Origin of the sequence: Blautia sp. RTP21359st1_E11_RTP21359_211015, from assembly GCF_040910705.1 — a bacterium.
Taxonomy (GTDB): domain Bacteria; phylum Bacillota; class Clostridia; order Lachnospirales; family Lachnospiraceae; genus Blautia_A; species Blautia_A fusiformis.
Genome location: NZ_JBDGAB010000016.1, coordinates 1 through 25,588, shown reverse-complemented (window position 1 = coordinate 25,588; position 25,588 = coordinate 1). Strand labels below are relative to the sequence as shown.

Sequence of the window (25,588 nt, the reverse complement as noted above, 5' to 3'; positions counted from 1 at the left end):
CGGAAAATGGCGAAACAGTTATGGAAGCCGGGGAATATGATCTATCCTCTACCGGCTGTAATGGTGAGTGTTACCGATGGTGAGGGTAACGATAATATCATAACGGTTGCGTGGACGGGGACGGTGTGTACCAATCCGGCGATGGCTTATATTTCTGTCCGACCTTCCCGTTATTCCTATGATATGATCCGGAAAACGGGTGAATTTGTGATAAATCTGACAACGGAGAAGCTGGCGTTTGCAACGGATTTCTGCGGGGTCCGTTCGGGACGTGATGTGGACAAGTTTCGGAAGCTGAACCTTACGAAAGAGAAAGCGCAGTTTGTTTCTGCACCGATGATCGGGGAGGCTCCGGTTTCGATCGAGTGCAGGGTGCGTGAGGTGAAGGAGCTGGGGTCTCATGATATGTTTCTTGCTGATGTGCTTGCGGTCCATGCGGATGAAGCTTATATGGATAAAAACAACAGGTTTCGTCTTAATGATGCGGGTCTTCTGGTTTATTCCCATGGGGAGTATCTGGCGGGTGGCCGGAAGGTGGGAACCTTCGGCTACAGCGTAAAGAAGAAGCAGCAGAAGAAGCAGATGCAGAAGAAGTTGGATAAGAAATCAGACAGGGAAGCAGACAGGGAAGCAGAGATGGCAGAGATGGCGGGGAAGTTGAAGAGGTCAGGAAAGCCAGGGAGAGAGAAACGGTAGGTTCTGCGGAGCCGTAACGTTTGTTGAGGTTTGGCAGCTGTTATGCTAAAATGAAAGGATACAGTATGAATAATATTACACTGATAGGGATGCCTGGTGCGGGGAAGAGCAGCATCGGTGTCGTACTTGCGAAGGTACTTGGGTACCAGTTTATTGACTCAGATCTTCTGATCCAGAAGGCGGAGAAGAGGACTTTGAGTAAGATCATCGAGGATGAGGGTACGGAGGGCTTCAAGGCAATCGAGAATCGTGTGAATGCTTCGATCCAGGTGGAGAATACGGTGATCGCTACCGGTGGAAGTGTGGTTTACTGCGATGAGGCTATGCAGCATCTGAAGTCTGAGGGTGTTGTGGTGTATCTTAAGATCTCGCTGGAGCTTCTTTCCAGGCGTCTTGGTAATCTTAAGGGGCGTGGTGTTGTGCTCAAGGAGGGGCAGACGCTGGCGAGTCTTTATGATGAGCGTGTTCCTTTGTATGAGAAATATGCGGATATTGTGGTGGATGAAGAGGATAAGGATCTGGAGGGGAGTCTCCAGGTTGTGCTTGAGGCACTGAAGAACAGGGGAGATAAGGCGTAACTGTTGGCTTGTGGAAACGGTTTGCTGGAGTGTTTCGGGTCATGGGTTGTGACAGGTTTTCGTCATAAATTGTTTACAAATCTGAAATATGTGTTATAATATACAACTGACCTAAAAAACGGTATTGCGGAACGTTTGTTCCTGCAGTAAATTCAGAGAAAGTTTCTGCTCATAGAGGAGTAAATAATAGAGGTGTGTTATGGAACAGTATGTGATTAAAGGCGGCAATCCTCTGGTTGGAGAAGTGGATATTGCGGGTGCGAAGAATGCGGCGCTTGCGATATTGTCAGCAGCCATTATGACTGATGAAACTATATTGATCGAGAATCTGCCAGATGTTAGGGACATCAATGTTCTGCTTGAGGCGATCTCCGAGATCGGGGCTCAGGTTGAGCGTATTGATAAGTCTACTGTAAAGATCAACGGTTCTACTATCGGCAATCTCAGCGTGGATTATGAGTTTATCAAGAAGATCCGTGCTTCTTATTATCTTCTGGGTGCTTTGCTTGGTAAGTATAAGCATGCGGAGGTTCCGCTTCCGGGTGGATGTAATATCGGCAGCAGGCCGATCGACCAGCATCTGAAGGGTTTCCGTGCTCTTGGTGCGGATGTTGATATCTGTCATGGTGCTATTGTTGCCAAGGCGGAGAATCTGCATGGCAGCCATATTTTCCTGGATGTGGTTTCTGTTGGTGCTACTATTAATATTATGATGGCTGCTTCTATGGCGACTGGTCGTACGATCATTGAGAATGCTGCGAGGGAGCCGCATGTTGTTGATGTGGCGAATTTCCTGAACAGTATGGGGGCGAATATCAAGGGTGCTGGTACGGATGTGATCCGTATCCGTGGTGTTGAGACGCTTCATCGTACGGAGTATTCGATCATTCCGGACCAGATCGAGGCTGGTACGTTTATGTTTGCTGCTGCGGCTACTCGTGGTGATGTTACTGTTCGTAATGTTATTCCTAAGCATCTTGAGGCTACTACGGCTAAGCTTGAGGAGATCGGGTGTGAGGTTGAGGAGTTTGATGATGCAGTTCGTGTCCGTGCGCCGCATGTGCTTCATCGTACGCATGTGAAGACGTTGCCTTATCCTGGTTATCCTACGGATATGCAGCCGCAGATCGCGGTTACTTTGGCTTTGGCTGAGGGTACGAGTATTGTTACTGAGAGTATTTTTGAGAACCGGTTTAAGTATGCGGATGAGCTTTCCCGGATGGGTGCCAATATTAAGGTGGAGGGGAACTCTGCTATTATTGATGGTGTGAGGAAGCTTACGGGGGCGCGTGTGAGTGCGCCGGATCTTCGTGCGGGGGCTGCGCTTGTTATTGCGGGGCTGGCTGCTGAGGGTGTTACGGTTGTTGATGATATTGTTTATATCCAGCGTGGGTATGAGAATTTTGAGGAGAAGCTCAGGAGTCTTGGGGCTGAGATTGAGAGGGTTTCCAGTGAGAAGGAGATTCAGAAGTTTCGGTTGCGCGTTGGGTGATGGTTGGTGACAACTGGTAACGATTGATGATAATTGGATATTTGAGTTTTGGGAGAGTTCCTGGGTGTTTGGGCCTGGGGGCTCTTTTTTTGTGTGGGTGGGAGGAATGGGGGGAGGGACGAACGGACAGTCTGCCAGCGGGGCGGCTGCATGGTCGTGCCTGGTGCGGTCGTTTCGCCGGGTCATACTAAGCGTCTGAGTCTTCTGCCGTGCAGGGCGCCCCATAACTCGCCATGTACGCTGATGCGTACCTGGCTCAGACAGATGGGGCTTACTCTGCGGCTTGTGGCCGCAGAGTACCTTCCCGTCAGAAGCCCCAGGCGCCAAGTATGACCAGCGGCTTACTCCGACGCACCGGGTCCCGACCATGCAGCCGTCCCGCTGGCAGTCTGTCCGTTCTGTTTTTTTGGGGGTGTGAGGGGTGGTGGTTTGCCGGAAGGGGATGAGCCATCAGCGCTGCGCTGGATGGCTGCAAAGGCTGAGTTTCCTTGTGGTTTGCCGGGAGGTGGTGTGGCATCGGCGCTGCGCTGGATGCGTTGTGGGGTGAGTTGACATCGGCGCTGTGGTGGATGCTGTGGGATGTGGTATTGGTGGTGTGGGGATGGCGGTTTTTGTCGAAGGGTTTTTGTTGACTTTTGCTGGTGGGATGGTTATACTGAAGGTACATATCTGGGAACATTCTGGGCCGTTCGGCTATCTGATCCCCATATGGTTGGTTGTATAAATATGGCGGGGAGGAGCCGGTTGGTTGTGTGAGGCTTTTTCTTTTGCCATCATAGTGAAAGGAGGAGTCTTATGCAGAGGAAGCGGCTTGAGGATATGAATCTTCTGGATGATTTTTTGTTTAATGCGGTGATGACGTTTCCTGGTATTGGTGAGAGGTTATTAACAGTTAAATATAAATTATAAAATCATATAAGTACATGTTGAGTTTTATAAGATATTAGAGTGGAATATTATGGAAAGGAGCTGATGCTTTGAGTAAATATTATTCTATACATGAATTTTCAAAAATTATAGGCGTATCCGCCCAGACATTATGAAATTGGGATGCCAATGGAAAACTTCATCCGCATCATACTACAGTAAGCGGCTATAGATATTATTCTGACGAGCAACTCAACCAGGTAATAAATGTAAAGCCTAAAAATCGCATTACAATTGGATATTGTCGCGTTTCCAGCCATAAACAGAAAGATGATCTGGAACGACAGATTGATAATACTGAAAAATCCGAACAGCAGGAACTTGTTGAAGATCTGGTTCAGATAATCACAGTATTCAGTTGCAAATTACAAGGAAAACGAGCAAATAAAGCTAAGAAACTTATCCGGGAACTGATACAGGAGAAAGTAGATGGTAAAAGCCATAAAAGTAATGTTAATACCAAATAATATACAGAAAACTAAGATGTTTCAGTACGCAGGTGCTTCAAGATTTGCTTATAACTGGGCTTTGGCAAGGGAAATAGAAAACTATGAAAAAGGCGGAAAATTCATTTCAGATGCAGAACTCAGAAAAGAATTTACAAAGCTTAGACATTCTGATGAATACGCATGGTTATTGGGTATTTCAAATAATGTAACCAAACAGGCAATCAAAGATGCCTGCACTGCTTATAAGAACTTTTTCAAAGGTTTGCAGAAATTCCCAAGATTCAAGTCAAAAAAGAGATCAATGCCGAAGTTCTATCAGGATAATATTAAGATACAATTCAGCAATACTCATGTTAAGTTTGAAGGATTTTCTTCGAGCAGGAAAAGAAATAAACAAAAACTAAATTGGGTAAGACTTGCAGAGCATGGTTGTATTCCTACAGATGCTAAATATATGAATCCGCGAATATCCTTTGACGGATTGAACTGGTGGATCAGCGTATGTGTGGAATTTCCTGATTGCATAGAAAAACTTAATGATGATGGAATTGGTATAGATCTAGGAATCAAAGATCTGGCTATTTGCTCTGATGGAGCTAAGTATAAGAACCTCAATAAAAGTCAGAAAGTAAAGAAACTAGAAAAACAGAAACGCAGATTACAGCGTAGTATCTCTCGCTCTTACGAGAAAAATAAGAAAGGAAAAAGTTACTGCAAAACAAATAATGTAATCAAAAAGGAAAAACTTTTATTAAAACGAAATCACAGATTAACAAATATCCGTAAGAACTATTTGAATCAGATTACATCTGAAATTGTAAGTCGAAAACCAAGATTTATTTGTATTGAAGATTTGAATGTTAGTGGAATGATGAAAAATAGACATTTATCAAAAGCAGTTCAGAATCAGGGGTTTTTTGAGTTTAGAAAGCAGCTTGAACACAAGTGCAGGGATAAAGGGATCCAGCTTATTGTGGCTGATCGGTTTTATCCATCATCAAAGCTTTGCAGTTGCTGTGGAAACATTAAAAAAGACTTGAAATTATCTGACAGAATTTATAAATGTGATTGTGGAAATGTCATTGATAGAGATTTTCAGGCATCTATAAATCTCAAGGCTTATGGAGAAAGAGTTGCAAGCTAACACTAAAACGTTAGTGCAAATATGTACGGGTACGTTAATCCGGAATTTACGCCTATGGAGAGTACAAGAACTTGTGAGTAGATAGATATTTATATCATCAAAAGCATACTCGTTGAAGTAGGAATGAAACATAGAAGTTTATAACTTTTTATAAGTTTTCAGTAACGGATACCAGGGAGGTGAATGCGGTAAATGATGTTTTGAGGGAGTTGCTGGAGATGGTCAGGGTTGTTAAAGATGATGGAAAGGTTACGGTGGCGTATATGAAGAGTTTTGAGATTGAGCAGATGTGGATTAATAAGGGGATTGAACAGGGGATCAGTCAAGGAATCGCCCAAGGGATTGAACAGGGAATTAGCCAAGGAATTAGCCAAGGAATCAGCCAGGGAATTAGCCAGGGAATCACTCAAGGGATTGAACAGGGGCGGAGTGAAGAGAGGGTGAATACGTTGAGGGAGAAGGCGCGTGCGGATCGGCTGGAGAGGGAGCTGAGGAAGCTGCGGAAGCTACGGAGAAGTAGAAGAGATGTTTGAGGATGGAAAGGTTACGGTGGCATATATGAAGAGTTTTGAGATTGAGCAGATGTGGATTAATAAGGGGATCGAACAGGGGATCAGTCAAGGAATCGCCCAAGGGATTGAACAGGGAATTAGCCAAGGAATCAGCCAGGGAATCAGCCAGGGAATCACTCAAGGGATTGAACAGGGGCGGAGTGAAGAGAGGGTGAATACGTTGAGGGAGAAGGCGCGAGCGGATCGGTTGGAGAGGGAGCTGAGGAAGCTGCGGAGGGGGAGATGATGTTGTTTGGTTTTGGGAGAGTTCCCGGGTGTTTGGGCCTGGGGGCTCTTTTTTTGTGGGATGAATGGAGGGAGGGACGAACGGACAGACAGACAGTCTACCAGCGGGGTGTGGCATCGGCGCTGCGCTGGATGTGGGTGGGGTGAGTTTTTTTGCGGTTTGTCGTGAGGGGATTGGGGATAGAGGCTGTTTTGGATAGGGTGTGGTGTTTTTGTGTAATATTTAAATTTATTTTTGGAGTATTTTGGATTATAATTATGGAAAAAGATGGTTGGCCTGATTGGTTGAGGTTGACTGATTGACTGGTTGATTGATATCCGGAGTTTTGGTGACTGTTTTGTGGGACTTGAGAGAAGAGCTTCGGATGTGTGCTGATGTGGCTTGAGAGAAGAGCTTCGGATGTACGCTGATGTGACTTGAGAGAAGAGCTTCGGATGTGTGTTGATGAGGGTTGTGTGATGGGCTTCGGATGTGTGTTGATGTGGCTTGGGTGAAGGGCTTCGGAGGTTTGTTGGTCTGGTTTTGAGGGTGGTCTTTTTGGGGGCTGCCTGGGTTTTGGAAGGGGAGTGGGTTGTTTGTGTGATTATATGGTTTTGCCGCTTTTGAATTCGTCTTTTGAGCCTGGGAGGGCTCGGGAGGTTGTTGAGGGGTTTGTGGATGTGGATTTGAGGAATATTGCGCGGGCTGAGCTTTTTTATTTTACGGGGCGGGCTGAGGAGTGTTGTGAGATCACGAGGGGGTATCTGTCCAGCAGGGTTATTGAGCTGCGGCTTTCGGCGTGTATTTTGTATGGGTATTCTAATCTGACGCTGGGGAATGTGGCGGCGGCTAAGCGGGGGATGGAGGGAATCCAGTCCTGTTTGAAGCTGGCTATGAAGAAAAAGGTTCCTGCGGATGTTTATGCGTCCTGTCTTCTGGCGGGGTATGTGGGGGCGGTTTTGCTTCATCTGCCTACGGATGGGATGCCTGCTTTTGGGGAGTACAGCAGGATGCTTCCTGAGGGGCTGAGGCTTTTTGCCACGTATGTGATGGCTCACCATACTTATCTTAACGGGGAGATATGGAGTGCTTATGGGATGGGGAAGGCTGCTTTGTTTATGGCGGAGAGGTCGTATCCGATCAGTATGACGTATATCCACTGTATGATGGCGGTGTGTGCGATCAACCGAAAGCATAAGCAGGAGGCGCAGGAGGAGATGCTCCGGAGCTGGGAGCTGGCGAAGATGGATGGGTTTCTGGAGCCTTTTATTGAGCATCATGGGCTTTTGCGAGGGCTGATCGAGGCTTGTATCCGGAACCGGGATCCGGAGGCGTATCAGCGGATCACGGAGGGTGTGATTTCTTTCAGCAGGGGCTGGATGGCGCTTCATAATCCGGAAAACCGGAGAAAGGTTACGGGGGAGCTGTCGACGATGGAGTTTTCTATTGCCATGCTGGCAAGTGGAGGATGGACCAATAAGGAGATCGGAGAGCATCTGGGGATTTCCATTAATACTGTCAAGCATTACCTTACGGATATCTTTTGCAAGCTGAATGTCAAGAAGCGGGATGAGCTGAAAAAATTTATGTTAAAATAGTGACAGAGGCACTTTTTTTTGAAAAAACGGGCCTTACAAAACAACTGGTAGTGTTGTATAATAAATACCACAAATAGTCAGATTTTATCGGAGAAATCAGACGAAAAGAACCAGTGAACGAGTAAGTTAAGAAGGAGGAGTTGAAGACTGATTCTCGATAGCATCTGATAATGTCAATATCCTTACCAAAAATGCCTGGTATATTGATATTACAATCACATAAGGGTAAAATATTGAAAAGGTGTAACCTGTTTACTCACCGGCTAAAAACATGAAGCTTTTTTAAGAGAAAGGAATATAAACAGAAGTAAAGTAATAAGAAATACAGTACACGTTAATGCACACATAGGAAAGCGGGAAAGGTATGAAAAAATTAAGGAATAATAAGATCAGAAAACTCCTGGCATTTATGGTGGCTTTGGCGTTGATGGTATCCTGTATGCCGAGTGCATATACGATCTCCGCGAGTGAAGCGTTCGGAGATGGAACGGAGGATATATTTACAGATGGCGAAATTACATCTGAACCAGCGGCCGAAGAATCGACACCGGATGTAAGCAGCGCTGACCAGGAGGAAACGGAACAGGCGCAGCAATCGACGCTTACATATGAAAATGATTCTGTTAAAGTAACAGCAGAGGCACTGGAGGACGGAGCTCTTCCGCAGAATACAGCATTGAAGGCTGACGGCGTAAACGAGAATTCATCCGTATCTTATGATACAGTTTCTCAGAAGCTTTCAGCAGCAGCTACAGACAAGGGCAGCAGCCTGAGAGGTTTTTTTGCGTATGATGTGTATTTTGCTGATGGCGACGGAAACAGAGTCGAGCCGAACGGCAGAGTCAGAGTAACTTTTGAGTACAAGACACCGGCAGCACCGGAGCTTACCGATGTAGCCAGCACGAGTGTAACCGTTGAGAAGCTTCATTATAACAGCAGTACCGGTGATACTGATGTTAACACCTTACAGGCCAACGAGGATCTGAAGGTTCTGAATGTCAACGAGGGCAAACAGATCCAGACACTTCAGGTTGAGACTGGCAACGCAGCTGTTTTTGCCGTTATGTGGGATTCTCCTGAGACAGCAGATGTCGAGGCGGAAGCTGTTTCCGGTAATGAGGACGAGGTGTCTATCGCATCAGAGGAGCTTACGGACGGAATGGATATTTCGGACGAGCCTGAGCAGGATGCAGCTGAGACACCGGCAGCAGAGAATCCGGAGGTAACTCCTGAGGTAGAGCCTTCTGAGGAGCCGGCAGTTGAGCCGACAGAGGCTCCGGCTGAGAATCCGGATGCTGAACCTACCGAAGCGCCGGCTGAGGATCCGGATGTGGTGGAAGAACCGGCAGAGGATATTGAGAGTCCGGATGAGGTTCCGGCAGCAGATGAGAATGGTGAGACAAGCCTGATCGAGGTTCTGGGAGATGATACGAATCTTCGTGTCAGCCCATCTATCGAGGCAGAGGTTCTGGCAACTGTAAACGCAGGAACACAGCTCACACTTCTGGATACCGTAACAGCAGAGGACGGAGCAACCTGGTACAAGGTTTCCTGGGAAGGAACCGAGGCTTACATAAGAAGTGATATGGCACAGGTTGTTGACAGCAGTGATGAGGCAGAAGAGCCTGAGGATGTGCAGGAAGAAGAAATTCAGCCTGAGATCACCAGATATGATTACAAGAGTGATGAGGTCAATGTCAAGGTTACTCTTACCGATCCGGCAGACCTTCCGGACAACGCAGAGCTTTCCGTAACACCGGTAGAGCTCAGCCAGGAAGCCGAAGACCAGATCACAGAAGAAGCGATCAAAGAAAAGAAAGCCATCGAGAAGATCCATTCCTACGATATCAAATTCCTGGTGGACGGCGAAGAGGTTCAGCCGGGTGCTACAGTGAAGGTATCTGTATCTTTGAATGATGAGAAGAAGATCAAGGATGCGGATGTATATCACGTAGACGAGAATGATAACGTTGAAAATATGGATGGCAGCGTTGCCAAGAATGGTGATGTTGAGTTCGAGACGACGCATTTTTCTACTTATGTAATTGTAAATAAAAAAAATGATGGAACTATTGATGTTACAGTAGAACATTATGACAATACTACAAGGGATAAAATTTATGCAGATGATAAGTGGGAAGATTTAACAGTTGGCCAGCAGGTTAATTGTAAGAAAGCTGTTAATTGGGAGATTGACCATGTAGAAGTAACAACAGAGAGCGGAGAAACAGCACCAACTCCGGATTCTTCAGGAAAGATTTATCTGGCACAGGATGCAACTGTTAAAGTATATTATACTCCTTCAACAGGAACAACTGTTGGAAAACCTACTTTCTATGATTATACGGTAAAAGCTGTAGCAGATAATCAGACTTGGCAGTATGGATATCCTTCAATAAATCAGAATGACAGTTATTCGAGTAATGCTTCATCGCAAAGGATAACAATGGGAGCTTATACTCATCAGTATGGGAATAAGTATCAATACACGTGGAGTAAAGATGGCCACCTTGTTAATGACTGGACAGAATCAGACGCAGTTATAAAGGGACTGTTAAAAGGAATAGATCAAAATAATTCAGTAGTATTTAACTATCAAGAGCCAGGTCTATTCGTGAATTCAGATAAGAATGACAATGAAACAGGGAAGAGTTTAAGAAAAGTATATACGGATTTTAACCTCGGATTTGAAAGAAGTGGTGATACTTATACACTGAAGGAGGTAAATAATAGTTCAGGAAAAGATGTTGCAAAAGAGCACGGTTATGATTACAAGACTGGTAATAACTTCTTCCCGTTGGACGAAGTGACTTACGAAGAGCACAGTAAGAAATATAAAAGTGATTCGAACATAACTGAGACTTATAATGGTCCTCATAATTATTATTTTGGAATGCGTTATGAAATTAGCTTCAAGCTGAAAGATTACATTGGAGATCTGAACTACAGTTTCAAGGGTGACGATGATATGTGGGTCGTTCTTGATGGTGGAAAGACAACAGAAAATGGTACAGTTGATTATGGTAATGTTATTATTGACCTTGGTGGAATCCATAATGCTGCCTCTGCAGATGTTGATTTATGGGAAAAATTGTTTGGTCCAGAATATGCGAATGGTGCATCAGATAAATACGGCAAAAGAGCTTCATTAACTGAAGAGCAGAAAGAAGAAGAGCATACGTTAACAGTTCTTTATCTGGAAAGAGGCGCAGGTTTATCCAACTGTAAGATGAACTTTACCCTTCCATATGCAGAAGTTTCATCAGTTACAACAACGGATCTTGCAAAACTGACATTTACTAAAGTTAAGAAAGATGAAAAGACCCCTCTTCCAGGTGCTGTATTCAAACTGTATACAGACGATACCTGTACAACAGAATTAAAAACGGCAACATCTGGAGCAGACGGAAAAGTAACATTTGACAAGCTTTTCCCAGGAACTTATTACATGAAAGAAGTTCAGGCACCTAATGGATATGTAGCTTCCAATGAAGTATGGACAGTGGATGTAACGGAAGGCAATGAGACAGCAACGTTGAAGGACAGTTCAAATAATACAGTTACTTCGATTGTAAATGAGACTCCGGAGGAAATTATCAACTCCAGTATGACGACTAGCAAAACGGCTAAAGTGAAAGACTGGAATCAGAGAACCTATGACATTACTATTAATGCAACATCCACAAGTACAAGTCCCATAATTGAAACGAAAACGCCAGAGGCAGATATCATGTTGGTATTGGATGTGTCCGGATCGATGGGAGATGAGATTACTTCTTATTCGTATGATATTGAAGGGGATAATACATCTACTGTAAGAAGTGAGTTGTATACTGGAAGCTCATCATATTATATTTATGTGGATGGTTCTTATAAAAAAATGAAGTACAGATGGGACAGAAATAACAGGGAATATAGATGGTTTGTGTACGATGATGAAAAGTGGTATGATGCAACAGATTCTAAATATAGTAATTGTAAAATATATACAAGAACTAGTTCAACAGAAACCAAACTTGTTGCACTAAAGAATGCTGTAAATCAGTTTATAGATGATACAGCGAAGAAATCTCCGAATAGTAAAATAGGTATTACTGTATTTAGCAGTACTAACAATAAGAATAATAAACCATATGGTGATCATGGAAAATCTGTAAATCTGGAAAAAGTAGGTAATGAAGATAGTGCAAACGTAAATGCTCTTAAAGGCTTCGTTAATGAGTTGAATGCGAATGGAGGTACGGATCCTGCGGTAGGACTTAAGGATGCAAAGGATAAGTTGGATGCTACGAATGATGACAATCCTAAGTATGTGGTTCTGTTCACCGATGGTAAGCCGACTGGAGACGGTGCTTATTGGAATAGTACTGCACAAAAAAATGCTGAAACTCAGGCAAGCGAATTAAAAACAGGCCGAAGAAATAATGTGGATAATGCAAAAAATCCATATACAGTATACACCATAGGCTTTGCACTTAATGATGAAGAAGATCGCGCGAAGACGTTCTTGTCTGGTGGTGAGTATGATGGTAAAAAGTATCCAGGAATTGCTTCATCATCAGATTGCGCAAAAACAGCAGATGATGCAGCATCGCTTACACAAATTTTCCAGAGTATCAGTAGTACAATTAATAAGAACGTTGACATTACCGGTGCAACAATTACTGATGTGATCGACAGTAGATTTGAAATTGTAGATGGAGGTAATGTTATCACCGAAACCAATTTCGAAGGTGGGAAATATACATTAGAGAATGGTGGGATTGTAACAAAGCGTAATGACGGTACTTATCAGGTACAGTGGACTGATCAGACCATTAAACACACGACAGATGGTACAAATGGCTGGAGTAGAACCATTACTGTAAAAGCAAAAGATAGTTTCATCGGTGGTAACAATATTCCTACCAACGTCCACCCTGATTCTAAGATTAGCGTAGGAGATTTGGAGAAAGTATTGGATCAGCCTACGGTTAATGTCAAAGTTAATCTGGTAGTTAAGGATAAAGAGATTACTATCTACAAAGGTGATACAACAGTACCAACAGTAACTGATATTCAAAATGCGATGTTTACTTCAGGTACTACGTCTTATGTAAATGGTACGATAAGCGCCAATGATGCAAGTGGTCGAATCACATATAAGTGGTACAAAAAAGATGCAAACGAAAGTAAAGTCGAGATTGCAGAAAGTGAAGTAACGAACGTAATACAGACAGCACCTGCTGATACTACAGAGTATTATCTGGAAGTGATTTATAGCCCCGCTGAAAAGCCAAGTGCTGATAGCAATACCAATACAACCACTAGTGATGGAATAGCACATTCTGTGGGAAATGAAAAAGCTCATAATAAAAATAATAATGAGAATTTATATGGCACTTATAAAATCAATGTCATCAGCGGTCAGATTCAGATTATAAAGAATGTGACAGAAGCGTCCACAGAAGCCAGAACGTTTACATTTAATGTAGTAAAGGATTCAGATGGAAATGCTGTTTCTGGTAGCCCGCTGAAGGTGACAGTTGAAGCTAATAAGACTAGTGGAGTTGCAAAATTAGAGAATCTTCCAAGAGGATCTTACACTGTAACGGAAGCAGATGCAGAGGGATATACAATTCAAGCATTTGATGTTGTTACTACTGGCGACGAGCAGACAGATTGTCAAAGCTCATCAGATAATAATAACAGAGCAATTACTTTTATACTTGGTAATAACAAGAAAGGGATTAATGTCATTACGAATGATTATACGTATACATTAGATAATGGTGGTGGTGTGAAAGGTGTTGCTTCTTACACAAATGAGATGGTTACGAACCTTGATCTTAAGAAAACAGATAACAATGGAACTAATCTTAACGGTGCGAAATTCGAACTGAAAAAGAAAGACAGCCAAGGTAATTGGAGTCCGGTACAAGACGGTTATAATAATTTTGAGGTTCTGAATAGTGGCGAAAATTCAGTTGAATTGAAAAAACTGACAAGCGGTAATTACAAATTGAAAGAGATCACAGCACCGACAGGATATATGGTATTGTCCAGTGAGATTTATTTCAAAGTAGCTCAAGGAAATGTTACACTCACCGATGCTCAAGGAAATGATCTTACAGAGGATTCCGCACATCCTATGTGGAGTTTAGCAACAGATTCCAAAACTCCGGTATTAACCATCGAAAATCAGAAAGTATATTCCTTACCAGAATCCGGTGGACCGGGAACCTATGGATTTACAATCAGTGGTGTAGCGATTCTTGCAACTGCACTCCTGTTGTTTATAAATAATAAACGAAGGGAGGAAGAAGCAAAGAGATCGTAACACATTAATTGTAAATGGCCGATGAAGGGCGAAAAAGAAAAATGCAGAGAAAGAAAGGAGCAAACCTTATGAAAAATTTATTTAAAAAGATTGGTGCATTATTAGTGGCAGCGGTTATGGTACTGTCTATGTGCACAGCGGTATTTGCAGATGATACAACGAATGCAACCATTACAGTGAAAACGCCAGATGGTAATGCGTTAGCTATTAAAGGAGAAAACCCTGCAACAATATGGTGCATACAGGTTATTGAACCGGATCAGACAGCAGAAACTGGATGGAAGTTTACCACAGAAACTGTGGAAACAGTTTTTAAATCCAACTTAGGGAATGTAGATGCTCAGACAGCAATTAAAATGTTAGCCAATAAAGCATGGCAAGATGCAGGACAGCAGAGTTTGAAGTATGCAAATGTAGGAATAGCAACAAGTGCACAGTTTGAAGCTGCATTGGCAGCAGTTACTAAAGATGCTACAGACGCAAATAAAGTTTCAGCAAACCCCATTCCAGTAACTAAAGCAGGCGTTTATGCTATTAAAGCAGCGCAGGACGGATATACTTATAAAGAGATGGCTGCTTATGTTGGCTTTAGTGACAGCATGACTGTTACAGGTAATGTTAATGTGGATGCTAAACGTAGTTCTAAAGTTATAGAAAAAAATGTTGAAGAAACAGATCATGTAGTTGCTATTGGTGATGTTAAAACATATACTGTAAAGACTGAAGTTCCAGCATTTACTCCTACAGATGCAAATAAGTATTTTGCAGTAAAAGATGCAATTACTGGTGCTGAGTATGTAAAAAATGGTGAAAATGTTGCAGTAACAGTAACAGTTGATGGAAAACCAATTAAAGATTACAAAATTGTAATGGGAAAAGGAACTTTTACAATTATTCTGAAAGATAATAGAGCTGATAAGGAAGCAGTTGATGCTAAAGTTACAGCAAATAATGAATCAGTAATTAATGATTCAAATAGCTACTATGCAAAAGAAGTAGTAGTAACTTATCGGGCAACAATCACAGATGTTACAGCAACAAACACAGCCTATGGAAATGTAGGTAGTGACGAAAAATCCAGTACCCCAGTTGGGCTGTACACAGGTACAATCAAAGTTATTAAGAAGGAAACTAACAGTGATAAGTTACTTCCAAATGCTAAATTTGTAGTATACAGAGAGAATAATGGTAAAAAAGAATATGCGAAATTGACAGATGATGGTAAACTTGCTGGTTGGACAGAGGCTGTTAACTCAGATGTAAAGGACGATATTAAAAATGGTAATACAAATGGTATTGGAATTATTGTAACCGATGCTAAAGGTGAGGCAACAGTATCAGGCTTAGATTTAGGAAAATATTACTTTGAAGAGGTAGAAGCGCCTACAGGATATAGCCTGGATGCAACTCCAAATGAAGTCACAGTAACACTTAAGAAAAAAGTGAAAGAAGCAAGTGCTGCAACAGATGTTATTTCAAATCCATTAACTAAATATAACACAACACTCAACTCCCTTCCATCCACAGGTGGCATGGGAACATACCTCTTCACTATCATCGGTGTTGTAGTTATGGCTGGCGCTGCTGGTGTTTTCTTCATCAGCCGCAGAAAAGGATCTGAGGAGTAATCGTTTGATTGCCGGATCGATTCAATTCAAAAATTATTTATAAGCAACGACAAAGCAAGTATTAAAACAGAATAGTTTCTGATTATTCTGTTGAAGAAATCATTACCGCCCGGCCCCTTCGGGGGCCGGAGGGTAATACAACAGTATGGAGAAACCTATGAGAAAGAATAAGAAGAAAAATTATATTGGACTTGGTTTGCTGTTTCTGATAGGGTTGTCCATACTGCTGTATCCAATGGTCAGTGATGCCTGGAACCGGTACAGGGACAGCCTGCTGATCAGTGATTATAGCAGCAGTGTTTCTTCGGATGATAATGCGGAGAAGATTGACAGCATGTGGAAGGCAGCGCAGGAGTATAACGAACAGATCAAGCAGGAAAGTGTGCCGGATGCTTTTTCCGTGAGGGATGGCCAGACGGACAGTACATATGAGTCTCTTCTGAACCTGAATGGTGATGGAATGATGGGGTATGTGGAGATTCCTGTGATCGATGTGAGCATTCCAATCTATCATTACACGACAGATGAGTCTCTGGAGAAGGGTGCCGGTCATTTGTTCGGCAGCAGTCTTCCGGTTGGCGGCAAGAGTACCCATTGTATTTTGTCGGCACACAGAGGACTTCCAAGTGCGAAACTTTTTACAGATCTGAATCTTTTGGAAGAGGGAGATGTTTTTTACCTGCATGTGCTGGGTAAGACGCTTGCCTACGAGGTGGATCAGATTCTTACTGTTCTTCCGGAGCAGACAGAGTCTCTGGGTATCACTGATGGGGATGATTATGTAACGCTGGTTACGTGTACGCCTTATGCGGTGAATACGCACAGACTTCTGGTGAGGGGACACAGAGTTCCGATGAAGGCTGCGAAGGCGGTTCAGAAAACAGAGAAGAAGGTTACCGGAATCACCAATCCGACGCTTCCGATGCTTGCTCTCTGTGTTGTGATCGGAATTGTGATCGCGGTGATCCTGGTTGCCGGTATCAATTCTGTTCAGAACAAAAAACGACGCAGGAAATGATTTATGGCTAAAAAGAAAAAAAAGAAAAAGAGTAATGTTGTCCTGAACATTTTTATCGCCCTGGTGTTTCTGGCGGGAGCGGGAGTGTTCCTTTATCCTACGATCAGTGATATGTGGAACCAGTACCGTAACGCCCAGCTGGTCAGTAAGTACGAGGAAGCGGTAACGGAGCTTTCGGACAATGACTATGACAGGCTGTGGAAAGAGGCGAAGGAGTATAATGCCGAGCATCCGGTGAATGCCATTGTAGATGCTTTTGAGGAAGAGGATACTTATGAACTGAGTCATCCCTATGACGGAGTCCTGGATCCTAACGGTGACGGACTGATGGGCAGTATCGAGATTCCAAAGATCAAAGCGAAGCTGGCTATCTATCACGGACTGAGCAAGACCGTGCTGGAAAAGGGTGTGGGCCACGTGGAGGGCACCAGTCTTCCTATCGGAGGCAAGAGCACCCATGCGGTTCTGGCGGCGCATCGAGGTCTTCCTAACGCGAAGCTTTTTACAGATCTGGATCAGATGGAAAAGGGAGATATTTTTATCCTGCATATTCTTGGCAAGAATCTGGCCTACAAGGTGGATCAGATCAAGACGGTGCTTCCGGATGAGACCAGTGAGCTGGATATTGTTGAGGGCGAGGATCATGTGACACTGGTTACATGTACGCCTTATGCGGTGAATACCCACAGACTTCTTGTTCGTGGTATTCGGACGAAGTATGTGGAGGAAGAAGTTACTAAGAATGACGAAACGATTCCGCAGAAGCTTGCGGTTGTGGATCCGAAGAGGGTTCTTGCCGGCGGTGCGGCAGCGCTTGTTATTCTGATTCTGCTGATTTACCTGATTGTCCGCCGCAAGGATAAAAAACGCAGAATGAAACAGCTTTCAGAAAGGAAAGAGGAGGCAGAGAGCGATGAAAAATAGAAGAAAGCAAGGGAAAATATTCCGGAGCCTTCTGGCTGTTCTGATGCTGACGGCTATGCTGGTCACGAGTGTTTTGCAGCCGGTTTTCGCCGGGGATTATGTAGCTGGAACAAAGGGTAATCTGACGTTGACGGTTCAGCAGGCGGATGAGGAAGGAAATCAGACTCCGCTGCCGGGTGTAGGGCTGACGATCTACAGGGTTGGCAGTGTGAATTTTGATGGCAATGTGCATTTCGTGTTGGATGAGGCACTGGCTGCCGCAGCAATCGATTTTGATTCCATCACGACGGCTGATGGCTGGTATGAAGCGGCAGAGAAGCTGGCGGCTATGATCGTCAGCGGAAGCGTGGATGTGTGGGGTATGTCCAAGTCCTCTGATGCAGAGGGGAATATGACTTTCGCTGATCTGGCTGAGGGTATGTACCTGGTGGTGCAGACAGATGGAAACAGCAGTGTTACGGTTTCACCGATGCTGATCTCCGTTCCTTTTGCAGATCAGGAGCAGGGCTGGATGTACGATGTGCAGGCTTATCCGAAGTCTGTAAGTAATCCGCAGAAGCATACACAGATCCAGGTTACGAAGAGGATCTATAATGTTGATGAGAACGACAATGTGATTCCTCTGGAAACGAAAGAGGATGTAACTTATAAGGTTGGCGTTTTTTCGGATCCGGAAGGTACGATCCCGTTCCGTGATGATTATTTACAGGATATCCATATCCAGAATGCTTCCAGTGGTACAGCTACATGGACGGATGTTCCGGATGGCACCTATTATGTATTTGAGCTGGATGAGGATGGAAATCTTCTTCAGCAGAATACGAAGATCGAGGTGGATGAGGAGAATCTTTACTACTACAATGTAACGAAGCCGAATGGTGAGAGTGAAGAGAAGTCCAATCAGGTTGTGATCGGTGGAGATAGTGGTGCTACTGAGGCAGCGGCTTATGTAAATAACTATTATACAAAGATTTCCGATATATTCAGCCGTAACGGATTTATCAACATTAAGAAGAATGTGATGATCGATGGTGTTGCTTCTACTGTGGATGATACGTTCTATGCAGGTGTGTTCTCCACTGAGAGTAACGGTGAGCTGACGCTTGAGAAGGTAGTGACTCTGAAACAGAATGATAGTGTTCAGGTAATGTTGGATCTTCCAAAGGATCAGGAGATCAACAGTGTTACGTATACTGTTCTGGAGACGGATAAGGATGGAAATCCGGTTGATGATGATACCTTTAAGTATACAGTTACCGGTCAGGGTGAGGTTACACTGAATAATGATAACCGATATACTGTAACAAAGGAGATCACCAACAGTCTTTCTTCCGAGCCGACACCGATTCCGACTGTTACACCTGGAACAAATCATGGTGGAAATGATCGGATCACTCCGATCCCGAATAACGGTACAGCGGGCGGAACTGCTCCGAACGATACCAGCGGTACAGCAAGACGTTCTGTAAAGACCGGCGATGATACACCGATCGGTGTATGGGTTGGAATCCTTGCAGCAGCGATCATTGTTGGCGGTGGTGCAGCTTATGGAGTTAAGAGAAAGAAGAAAAAATAAATAACGGATCGTTCTGAAGGATGATCGGTGGAAGAACCGGGCGATGTGGACGCCCGGTTCTTTTTTGAAATATTTACGTATTGGGGATGAAAAAGCAGCGGGTGATATTTTTTCTCGAAAATTGCTCTTGACATTTTGGTATGATAAGTATATTGTATGTGTTGCAGCAAATTTCATAAAAGATAGCCTTTTATTCAGAGTGGTGGAGATACAAAGGATCTGTGAAGCCACGGCAACCCCGGAGAATCCAGGAAGGTGCCAACCTGAGCGAGCAATCGAACAATAAGAGGATTGTTTACAGAACTTAAACAGTCCGGATTGTACGGGCTGTTTTTTATGTATATAACCATTGTTTTATTACAAAAGGAGAAGATCATGGAGAAAATTTTATTTACATCTGAATCTGTAACTGAGGGTCATCCTGACAAGGTCTGCGACTCTATTTCCGATGCGATCCTTGATGCTATGATGGCACAGGATCCGATGAGCCGTGTTGCATGTGAGACTGCTACTACAACAGGTCTTGTACTTGTTATGGGCGAGATCACAACCAAGGCTAATGTTGATATCCAGAAGATCGTTCGCGATACTATCCGTGAGATCGGATATGACAATGCGGATTATGGCTTTGATGCAGATACCTGTGCGGTTATCACATCACTTGACAAGCAGTCCACAGATATTGCTATGGGTGTTGACAAGGCTCTTGAGCAGAAAGAGGACGATATGAATGAGGACGAGCTGGATTCCATCGGTGCCGGTGACCAGGGTCTTCAGTTTGGTTATGCTTCCAATGAGACTGAGGAGTATATGCCATATGCCATCAACATGGCTCACAAGCTTGCTCAGCAGCTGACAAAGGTTCGTAAGGACGGCACTCTGAAATATTTAAGACCGGATGGAAAGACTCAGGTTACTGTTGAGTATGATGAGGCCGGCAAGCCGAAGAGAATCGATGCTGTTGTATGCTCTACACAGCATGATCCGGATGTTACTCAGGAGCAGATCCATGAGGATATTAAGAAGTATGTTTTTGATGCGATCATTCCGGCTGATATGGTTGATGCGGATACGAAGTATTTCATCAATCCGACAGGTCGTTTTGTTATCGGCGGACCTCACGGTGACAGTGGTCTGACAGGTCGTAAGATCATCGTTGATACCTACGGCGGAACAGGACGTCACGGCGGCGGTGCTTTCTCCGGTAAGGATTGCACAAAGGTTGACCGTTCTGCTGCTTATGCTGCACGTTATGTTGCAAAGAACATTGTTGCAGCCGGTCTTGCTGACAAGTGTGAGATCCAGCTTTCCTATGCAATCGGTGTTGCGCATCCGACTTCTGTCAGTGTGAATACCTTCGGAACAGGTAAGCTTTCTGAGACTAAGCTTGTTGAGATCGTTCGTGAGAATTTTGATCTTCGTCCGGCTGGTATCATCAAGATGCTTGACCTTCGCCGTCCGATCTACAAGCAGACTGCTGCTTATGGTCATTTCGGCCGTACAGATGTTGATCTTCCATGGGAGCATCTGGACAAGGTTGAGACTCTGAAGAAGTATCTTTGCAACAGCTACGAATAATCGTTTCAGAAGAATAAAGAGTGAAGCCCCCGGTAGTGCAAGTACCGGGGGCTTTTTGCATGGTGAGATGGGGTTTTTTATAGAAAATTTAGAGATAGGGAATATAGTTTATGTTATAATACGTGTATGTGAATGTGTGAATTTATAAAGGACGGAGATACAGATGAAGTTAAAAACACGTATTATTGTGGGCTTCGTTGCGATCATCCTGCTACCGCTGCTTCTTTTTTCCGCAAGTCTGTACGGGTTCAGCCAGACGCAGGCGAAGCATGTGCAGGAGAGCAGCAGCCAGGCTTCGGATTCCAGCCAGATGGTCTATGATATTTCGCTGCCGCAGTCTTCCAGCAGCCAGGTGAAGCTGATGGCCAAGGATATGATCCTGACCGCAACGATCATCCTTGTTTTTACTGCGTTGTCCGTAGGGCTGTGGATCTATCGGAGCATTGCGGTTCCGCTGGTGAAGCTTAAGAAGGCTACCAAGAACATCAAGGAGGGGAATCTGGATTTTGTGCTGGAGGTTGAGGGGAATGATGAATTTTCCCAGCTTTGCCAGGATTTTGAGGAGATGCGTAAGCGTCTGAAGGAGTCCACGGAAGAGAAGATCCTGATGGATAAGGAGAATAAGGAGCTGATCAGCAATATTTCCCATGATCTGAAGACGCCGATCACTGCGGTGAAGGGTTATGTGGAGGGAATCATGGATGGTGTGGCGGATACGCCGGAGAAGATGGACCGGTATGTGCGTACCATTTATAATAAGACCAATGAGATGGATCATCTGATCAATGAGCTGACCTTTTATTCCAAGATCGATACCAACCGTATTCCGTATACGTTCAGCAAGCTGAATGTGGAGGATTATTTTTCGGATTGTGCGGAGGAGCTTGGGCTTGAGATGGAGACCAGGGGGATCGAGCTTGTGTATGCCAATTATGTGGAGAAGGGTGTGCAGGTTATTGCGGATGGTGAGCAGATCCGCCGTGTGATCCATAATATTGTGAGTAATGCCATTAAGTATATGGAGAAGCCAAGGGGGATCATCCAGCTTCGGGTGAAGGATGTGGGTGATTTTATCCAGGTGGAGATCGAGGATAACGGCAAGGGTATTGCCGCCAAGGATCTGCCGTATATTTTTGACCGTTTTTACCGTACCGATGTTTCCAGAAATTCTTCCAAGGGAGGAAGCGGTATCGGACTTTCCATCGTAAAGAAGATCATGGAGGATCATGGTGGAAAGGTCTGGGCTACAAGCCGGCTGGGGATCGGAACGATCATGTATTTTGTTCTCAGAAAATATCAGGAGAATATCTTAAGTGATCAAAACTGTTGACTGATATGATTAAATGTGTTTGAATTTACTCAAAAGAGTAAATTATTATGAACACATCAAATATCACAAATTACAAGCTAAAAGATTTTGCTGAACTGTTAGGTGTATTTGTAAAAACATTACAGCGTTGGGATAGAGAAGGAACTCTAAAGGCAAACCGAATTCCAACTGATAGACGTTATTACACTTATGACCAATATCTGCAATTCAAAGGAATAAATACTGAAGATGACCAACGTCAGGTAGTTATTTATGCTAGTACAGCGAAAATTAAGTTTCTGCTATATTGACGCAGCAGATGAAAAATCAGACAAGTCAATATGGCGGTTACTTAATATTCGCTGTACTAGGGTATCTACAAGAAATCAAAAAGATGATTTACAAAACCAAGTTGTATTTTTACGATAGTTTTGTAATGCCAAAGGTATTATTGTAGACCAGTGTATTGAAGATTATGGAAGTGGCCTTAATTACAATCGTAAAAAGTGGAACGAATTATTAGATGAAGTGATGGAACAAAAAATCAAAAACTCGTGCAGGATATTGTTTCAATACTCCATGTGTTCTCTTGCAGGTTGTACGGACTTCGTAAGTATAAAAAACAAATAGAAAGGGATGTGGAAATTGCTAAGGAGCTTCAAGACGGAAATAAATCCGTCAGAGGAACAGAAAGTCAAGATTCATAAGACGATAGGAACTTGTAGATTCATTTATAATTTCTATCTTGCCCATAATAAAGAACTTTACGACAACGGTGAAAAGTTTATGAGCAGTAACAGGTTTAGAGTCTGGCTTAACAATGAATATCTTTCTGAACATCCGGAGTATTTGTGGATCAAGGAGGCTTATTCAAAAGCAGTAACACAGTCAGTAAATAATGGACAAACTGCTTTTACAAGATTTTTCAATCACGAGAGTGCTTTTCCTAAGTTCAAAAAGAAAGGCAGATCTGATGTAAAGATGTATTTTGTAAAGAATAATCCAAAGGATTGTCGTTGCGAAAGGCATAGAATCAATATTCCGTCACTTGGTTGGGTCCGTATCAAAGAAAAAGGATATATTCCAACAGCTAAAGACGGATATGTGATTAAAAGCGGCACGGTCTCAATGAAAGCTGACAGATACTATGTTTCAGTTCTTGTAGAAATTTCTGATAACAAGATTGCTGATAATTCCAATGCAGGAATTGGCATAGACCTGGGATTAAAGGATCTTGCCATTGTTTCTAATGGTAAGACTTATAAGAACATCAACAAGTCAGCAAGACTGAAAAAGCTTGAGAAACAACTTATTCGGGAACAGAGATGTCTCTCCCGTAAGTATGAAAATCTAAAGAAAGGAGAAGTCACTCAAAGGGCGAATATACAAAAACAAAAACTTAAGGTACAGAAACTTCATCATAAGATAGATAATATCCGTACTGATTACATTAACAAGACAATCGCTGAGATAGTGAAGACCAAGCCATCTTATATAACGATCGAGGACTTAAATGTAAATGGTATGATGAAGAATCGACATCTTTCAAAAGCAGTTGCATCACAAAAGTTTTATGAATTTAGAACAAAGCTTCAAATCAAATGCAATGAAAATGGGATCGAACTTCGAGTAGTAGATAGATGGTATCCATCATCTAAAACCTGTCACTGCTGTGGCGCTGTCAAAAAAGATTTAAAGCTTTCAGATAGAATATTCAAATGCAGTTGCGGTTATGTCGAAGACAGAGATCTCAATGCTGCACTTAATTTGAGAGATGCAATAACTTACGAAGTTGCATAACTAAAACGCAAACGTAAGTATGTACCGAAGGCTATTTTCGGGAATTTACGACTGTGGAGTGTACAAGAACTTGTGAGTAGATATGATTTCGGTCAATCAAAAACATACACGGTGAAGCAGTAAGTAGAACTCGTGAGAGTCTACGTTATCTCGATGTGAGTATATTTACACATATTTTGAGTGGCAGGTACCGATGAATGAGTAGGATTTTGATTATAGAGGATGAGGAAGCGATCGCAGATCTGGAGAAGGATTATCTGGAGCTTTCGGGGTTTGAGGTGGAGATCGAGAACCGTGGTGATACGGGGCTTGTACGTGCCATGAAGGAGGAGTTTGATCTGATCATCCTGGATCTGATGCTTCCGGAGGTGGACGGCTTCGATATCTGCCGGCAGGTCCGTGAGGAGAAGAATACGCCGATCATTATGGTTTCGGCCAAGAAGGATGATATCGATAAGATCCGCGGACTGGGTCTTGGTGCGGATGATTATATGACCAAGCCGTTCAGCCCAAGTGAGCTGGTTGCACGTGTGAAGGCGCATATGGAGCGTTATAACCGGCTGGTTGGTTCCAATGTGCATAAGAATGATGTGATCGAGATCCGTGGTATTAAGATCGATAAGACGGCCAGGCGTGTGTGGGTCAATGGTGAGGAGACGACGTTTACGACCAAGGAGTTTGATCTTTTGACTTTTCTGGCTGAGAATCCGAACAGGGTTTTTACAAAGGAGGAGCTTTTCCGGGAGATCTGGGATATGGAGTCTGTGGGTGATATCGCTACGGTTACGGTGCATATCAAGAAGATCCGTGAAAAGATCGAGTTTAATACGGCCAAGCCTCAGTATATTGAGACGATCTGGGGTGTGGGGTACCGGTTTAAGGTGTGAGTCTGTGGGGAAGGCTTCGGATGGAGCTGCTGCAGGTGTATGAGTGCAGATCGGAATGATGGTGTATGATCTGCCGGGTGCTTTTGAGAGGAGTGGAGATATGCCGCTGTTGAGGGAAAGAATTTATACGATAGAGGATATTTATGCTTTGCCGGAGGGTGAAAGAGCGGAACTGATCGATGGACATATTTATTATATGGCGCCGCCGAATACGATGCATCAGAGGATTTCAAGTATTTTGTCCAGAAAGATAGGTAACTATATAGATTCTAACAAGGGCAAATGTGAGGTGTTTGCCGCACCGTTTGCGGTGTATCTGGATGAGAAGACGAATACTTATGTGGAACCGGATGTTTCTGTTATCTGTGATCCGGATAAGCTGGATGACAGGGGATGTAAGGGGGCTCCGGACTGGATCATCGAGATCGTTTCTCCGGCGAGCAGGCGTATGGATTATTATACCAAGCTGTTTAAATACAGGACTGCCGGTGTGAGAGAGTACTGGATCGTGGATCCTGTGAAGAAGCTGGTAATGGTGTATGATTTTGAAAATGAGGATACGGAGCAGTATACATTTCAGGATTCGATCAAGGTGGGAATCTATGAGGAGCTGAGGATCGATTTTGCTGAGATGTGATAAAAATGGAGGGGAATATCGTCTGGTGATAGCCCCTCCTTGTTTTTTGGCAAAAAAATAGAACGCCGTCGCAACGCCGTCCTTACAAAAACACAAAGTGTTTTTTGATTCTGAAATTATTATATGTGCGAGATGATAATTTGTCAACCTGTTTACTGCGAAAATTTACCACGGTATACATCCGACTTAGATGCAAAAATCTGAAATATGGATAATCGTCAGTGACAGAAAAATTCGTTTCAGGTATAATG

General features: G+C 43.5%; 17 protein-coding genes, 2 pseudogenes and 1 riboswitch. All 19 genes and pseudogenes read left to right on the top strand.

Annotation, left to right across the window (positions count from 1 at the left end):
- The first annotated feature begins 6 nt into the window (after positions 1 to 6).
- Positions 7 to 696: a flavin reductase family protein gene (locus tag AB5026_RS07700; protein ID WP_368213073.1), complete on the top strand. Its 690-nt coding sequence runs from the start codon at positions 7 to 9 to the stop codon at positions 694 to 696.
- 65 nt (positions 697 to 761) lie between these two features.
- Positions 762 to 1,274, top strand: a complete 513-nt coding sequence (locus AB5026_RS07695; protein WP_059086952.1) for a shikimate kinase — start codon at positions 762 to 764, stop codon at positions 1,272 to 1,274.
- Between the two features lie 199 nt (positions 1,275 to 1,473).
- Complete coding sequence (locus AB5026_RS07690; protein WP_092073580.1) at positions 1,474 to 2,766, top strand: UDP-N-acetylglucosamine 1-carboxyvinyltransferase; 1,293 nt, start codon at positions 1,474 to 1,476, stop codon at positions 2,764 to 2,766.
- A gap of 977 nt (positions 2,767 to 3,743) precedes the next feature.
- Positions 3,744 to 4,160, top strand: a pseudogene (locus tag AB5026_RS07685) (MerR family transcriptional regulator).
- Positions 4,123 to 5,286: an RNA-guided endonuclease TnpB family protein gene (locus tag AB5026_RS07680; protein ID WP_173770529.1), complete on the top strand. Its 1,164-nt coding sequence runs from the start codon at positions 4,123 to 4,125 to the stop codon at positions 5,284 to 5,286. Before AB5026_RS07685 ends, AB5026_RS07680 begins: the two are co-directional and overlap by 38 nt.
- A gap of 179 nt (positions 5,287 to 5,465) precedes the next feature.
- Positions 5,466 to 5,819, top strand: coding sequence for a hypothetical protein (locus AB5026_RS07675; RefSeq protein WP_195635426.1), 354 nt, complete (start codon positions 5,466 to 5,468; stop codon positions 5,817 to 5,819).
- Positions 5,812 to 6,084, top strand: coding sequence for a hypothetical protein (locus AB5026_RS07670; protein ID WP_195635425.1), 273 nt, complete (start codon positions 5,812 to 5,814; stop codon positions 6,082 to 6,084). The genes AB5026_RS07675 and AB5026_RS07670 overlap by 8 nt, the downstream gene beginning before the upstream one ends.
- Positions 6,085 to 6,743: 659 nt before the next feature.
- Positions 6,744 to 7,661, top strand: coding sequence for a LuxR C-terminal-related transcriptional regulator (locus tag AB5026_RS07665; protein WP_368213072.1), 918 nt, complete (start codon positions 6,744 to 6,746; stop codon positions 7,659 to 7,661).
- Between the two features lie 364 nt (positions 7,662 to 8,025).
- Complete coding sequence (locus tag AB5026_RS07660; protein WP_368213071.1) at positions 8,026 to 13,980, top strand: SpaA isopeptide-forming pilin-related protein; 5,955 nt, start codon at positions 8,026 to 8,028, stop codon at positions 13,978 to 13,980.
- A 68-nt stretch (positions 13,981 to 14,048) separates the two neighbouring features.
- Positions 14,049 to 15,608: a SpaH/EbpB family LPXTG-anchored major pilin gene (locus AB5026_RS07655; protein ID WP_368213070.1), complete on the top strand. Its 1,560-nt coding sequence runs from the start codon at positions 14,049 to 14,051 to the stop codon at positions 15,606 to 15,608.
- Between the two features lie 157 nt (positions 15,609 to 15,765).
- Positions 15,766 to 16,626, top strand: coding sequence for a class C sortase (locus AB5026_RS07650; protein ID WP_022427320.1), 861 nt, complete (start codon positions 15,766 to 15,768; stop codon positions 16,624 to 16,626).
- 3 nt (positions 16,627 to 16,629) lie between these two features.
- Positions 16,630 to 17,550 carry a class C sortase gene (locus AB5026_RS07645; RefSeq protein ID WP_022427321.1) on the top strand — a complete coding sequence of 307 codons (921 nt, stop codon included), beginning with the start codon at positions 16,630 to 16,632 and terminating at the stop codon, positions 17,548 to 17,550.
- Entirely contained in the window at positions 17,540 to 19,126 is a 1,587-nt protein-coding gene (locus AB5026_RS07640; RefSeq protein WP_022427322.1) for a pilin N-terminal domain-containing protein, read from the top strand. The genes AB5026_RS07645 and AB5026_RS07640 overlap by 11 nt, the downstream gene beginning before the upstream one ends.
- A gap of 187 nt (positions 19,127 to 19,313) precedes the next feature.
- Positions 19,314 to 19,415: riboswitch (SAM riboswitch) on the top strand.
- A gap of 86 nt (positions 19,416 to 19,501) precedes the next feature.
- The gene (gene metK / locus AB5026_RS07635) at positions 19,502 to 20,704 is read left to right on the top strand and encodes a methionine adenosyltransferase (protein ID WP_022427323.1); all 1,203 of its coding nucleotides are present in this window, start codon (positions 19,502 to 19,504) and stop codon (positions 20,702 to 20,704) included.
- A gap of 163 nt (positions 20,705 to 20,867) precedes the next feature.
- The gene (locus AB5026_RS07630) at positions 20,868 to 22,034 is read left to right on the top strand and encodes a cell wall metabolism sensor histidine kinase WalK (RefSeq protein ID WP_021650572.1); all 1,167 of its coding nucleotides are present in this window, start codon (positions 20,868 to 20,870) and stop codon (positions 22,032 to 22,034) included.
- 62 nt (positions 22,035 to 22,096) lie between these two features.
- Positions 22,097 to 22,720: pseudogene (locus AB5026_RS07625) on the top strand (recombinase family protein).
- Complete coding sequence (locus AB5026_RS07620; protein WP_227945563.1) at positions 22,650 to 23,813, top strand: transposase; 1,164 nt, start codon at positions 22,650 to 22,652, stop codon at positions 23,811 to 23,813. The pseudogene AB5026_RS07625 and the gene AB5026_RS07620 overlap by 71 nt, the downstream one beginning before the upstream one ends.
- Positions 23,814 to 24,010: 197 nt before the next feature.
- On the top strand, positions 24,011 to 24,700 hold the full coding sequence (locus tag AB5026_RS07615) for a response regulator transcription factor (RefSeq protein ID WP_015526575.1): 690 nt from the start codon (positions 24,011 to 24,013) through the stop codon (positions 24,698 to 24,700).
- Positions 24,701 to 24,800: 100 nt separating this feature from the next.
- Positions 24,801 to 25,337: a Uma2 family endonuclease gene (locus AB5026_RS07610; protein ID WP_022426158.1), complete on the top strand. Its 537-nt coding sequence runs from the start codon at positions 24,801 to 24,803 to the stop codon at positions 25,335 to 25,337.
- Positions 25,338 to 25,588 lie beyond the last annotated feature (251 nt).

What these genes read in the sequence shown, in the direction of transcription:
- AB5026_RS07660 (WP_368213071.1), top strand. Translation starts at nt 8,026, where the DNA reads ATGAAAAAATTAAGGAATAATAAGATCAGAAAACTCCTGGCATTTATG.
- AB5026_RS07610 (WP_022426158.1), top strand. Translation starts at nt 24,801, where the DNA reads ATGCCGCTGTTGAGGGAAAGAATTTATACGATAGAGGATATTTATGCT.
- AB5026_RS07695 (WP_059086952.1), top strand. Translation starts at nt 762, where the DNA reads ATGAATAATATTACACTGATAGGGATGCCTGGTGCGGGGAAGAGCAGC.
- AB5026_RS07630 (WP_021650572.1), top strand. Translation starts at nt 20,868, where the DNA reads ATGAAGTTAAAAACACGTATTATTGTGGGCTTCGTTGCGATCATCCTG.
- AB5026_RS07680 (WP_173770529.1), top strand. Translation starts at nt 4,123, where the DNA reads ATGGTAAAAGCCATAAAAGTAATGTTAATACCAAATAATATACAGAAA.
- AB5026_RS07670 (WP_195635425.1), top strand. Translation starts at nt 5,812, where the DNA reads ATGTTTGAGGATGGAAAGGTTACGGTGGCATATATGAAGAGTTTTGAG.
- metK (WP_022427323.1), top strand. Translation starts at nt 19,502, where the DNA reads ATGGAGAAAATTTTATTTACATCTGAATCTGTAACTGAGGGTCATCCT.
- AB5026_RS07645 (WP_022427321.1), top strand. Translation starts at nt 16,630, where the DNA reads ATGGCTAAAAAGAAAAAAAAGAAAAAGAGTAATGTTGTCCTGAACATT.
- AB5026_RS07700 (WP_368213073.1), top strand. Translation starts at nt 7, where the DNA reads ATGGCGAAACAGTTATGGAAGCCGGGGAATATGATCTATCCTCTACCG.
- AB5026_RS07640 (WP_022427322.1), top strand. Translation starts at nt 17,540, where the DNA reads ATGAAAAATAGAAGAAAGCAAGGGAAAATATTCCGGAGCCTTCTGGCT.
- AB5026_RS07650 (WP_022427320.1), top strand. Translation starts at nt 15,766, where the DNA reads ATGAGAAAGAATAAGAAGAAAAATTATATTGGACTTGGTTTGCTGTTT.
- AB5026_RS07620 (WP_227945563.1), top strand. Translation starts at nt 22,650, where the DNA reads ATGTGGAAATTGCTAAGGAGCTTCAAGACGGAAATAAATCCGTCAGAG.
- AB5026_RS07615 (WP_015526575.1), top strand. Translation starts at nt 24,011, where the DNA reads ATGAGTAGGATTTTGATTATAGAGGATGAGGAAGCGATCGCAGATCTG.
- AB5026_RS07690 (WP_092073580.1), top strand. Translation starts at nt 1,474, where the DNA reads ATGGAACAGTATGTGATTAAAGGCGGCAATCCTCTGGTTGGAGAAGTG.
- AB5026_RS07655 (WP_368213070.1), top strand. Translation starts at nt 14,049, where the DNA reads ATGAAAAATTTATTTAAAAAGATTGGTGCATTATTAGTGGCAGCGGTT.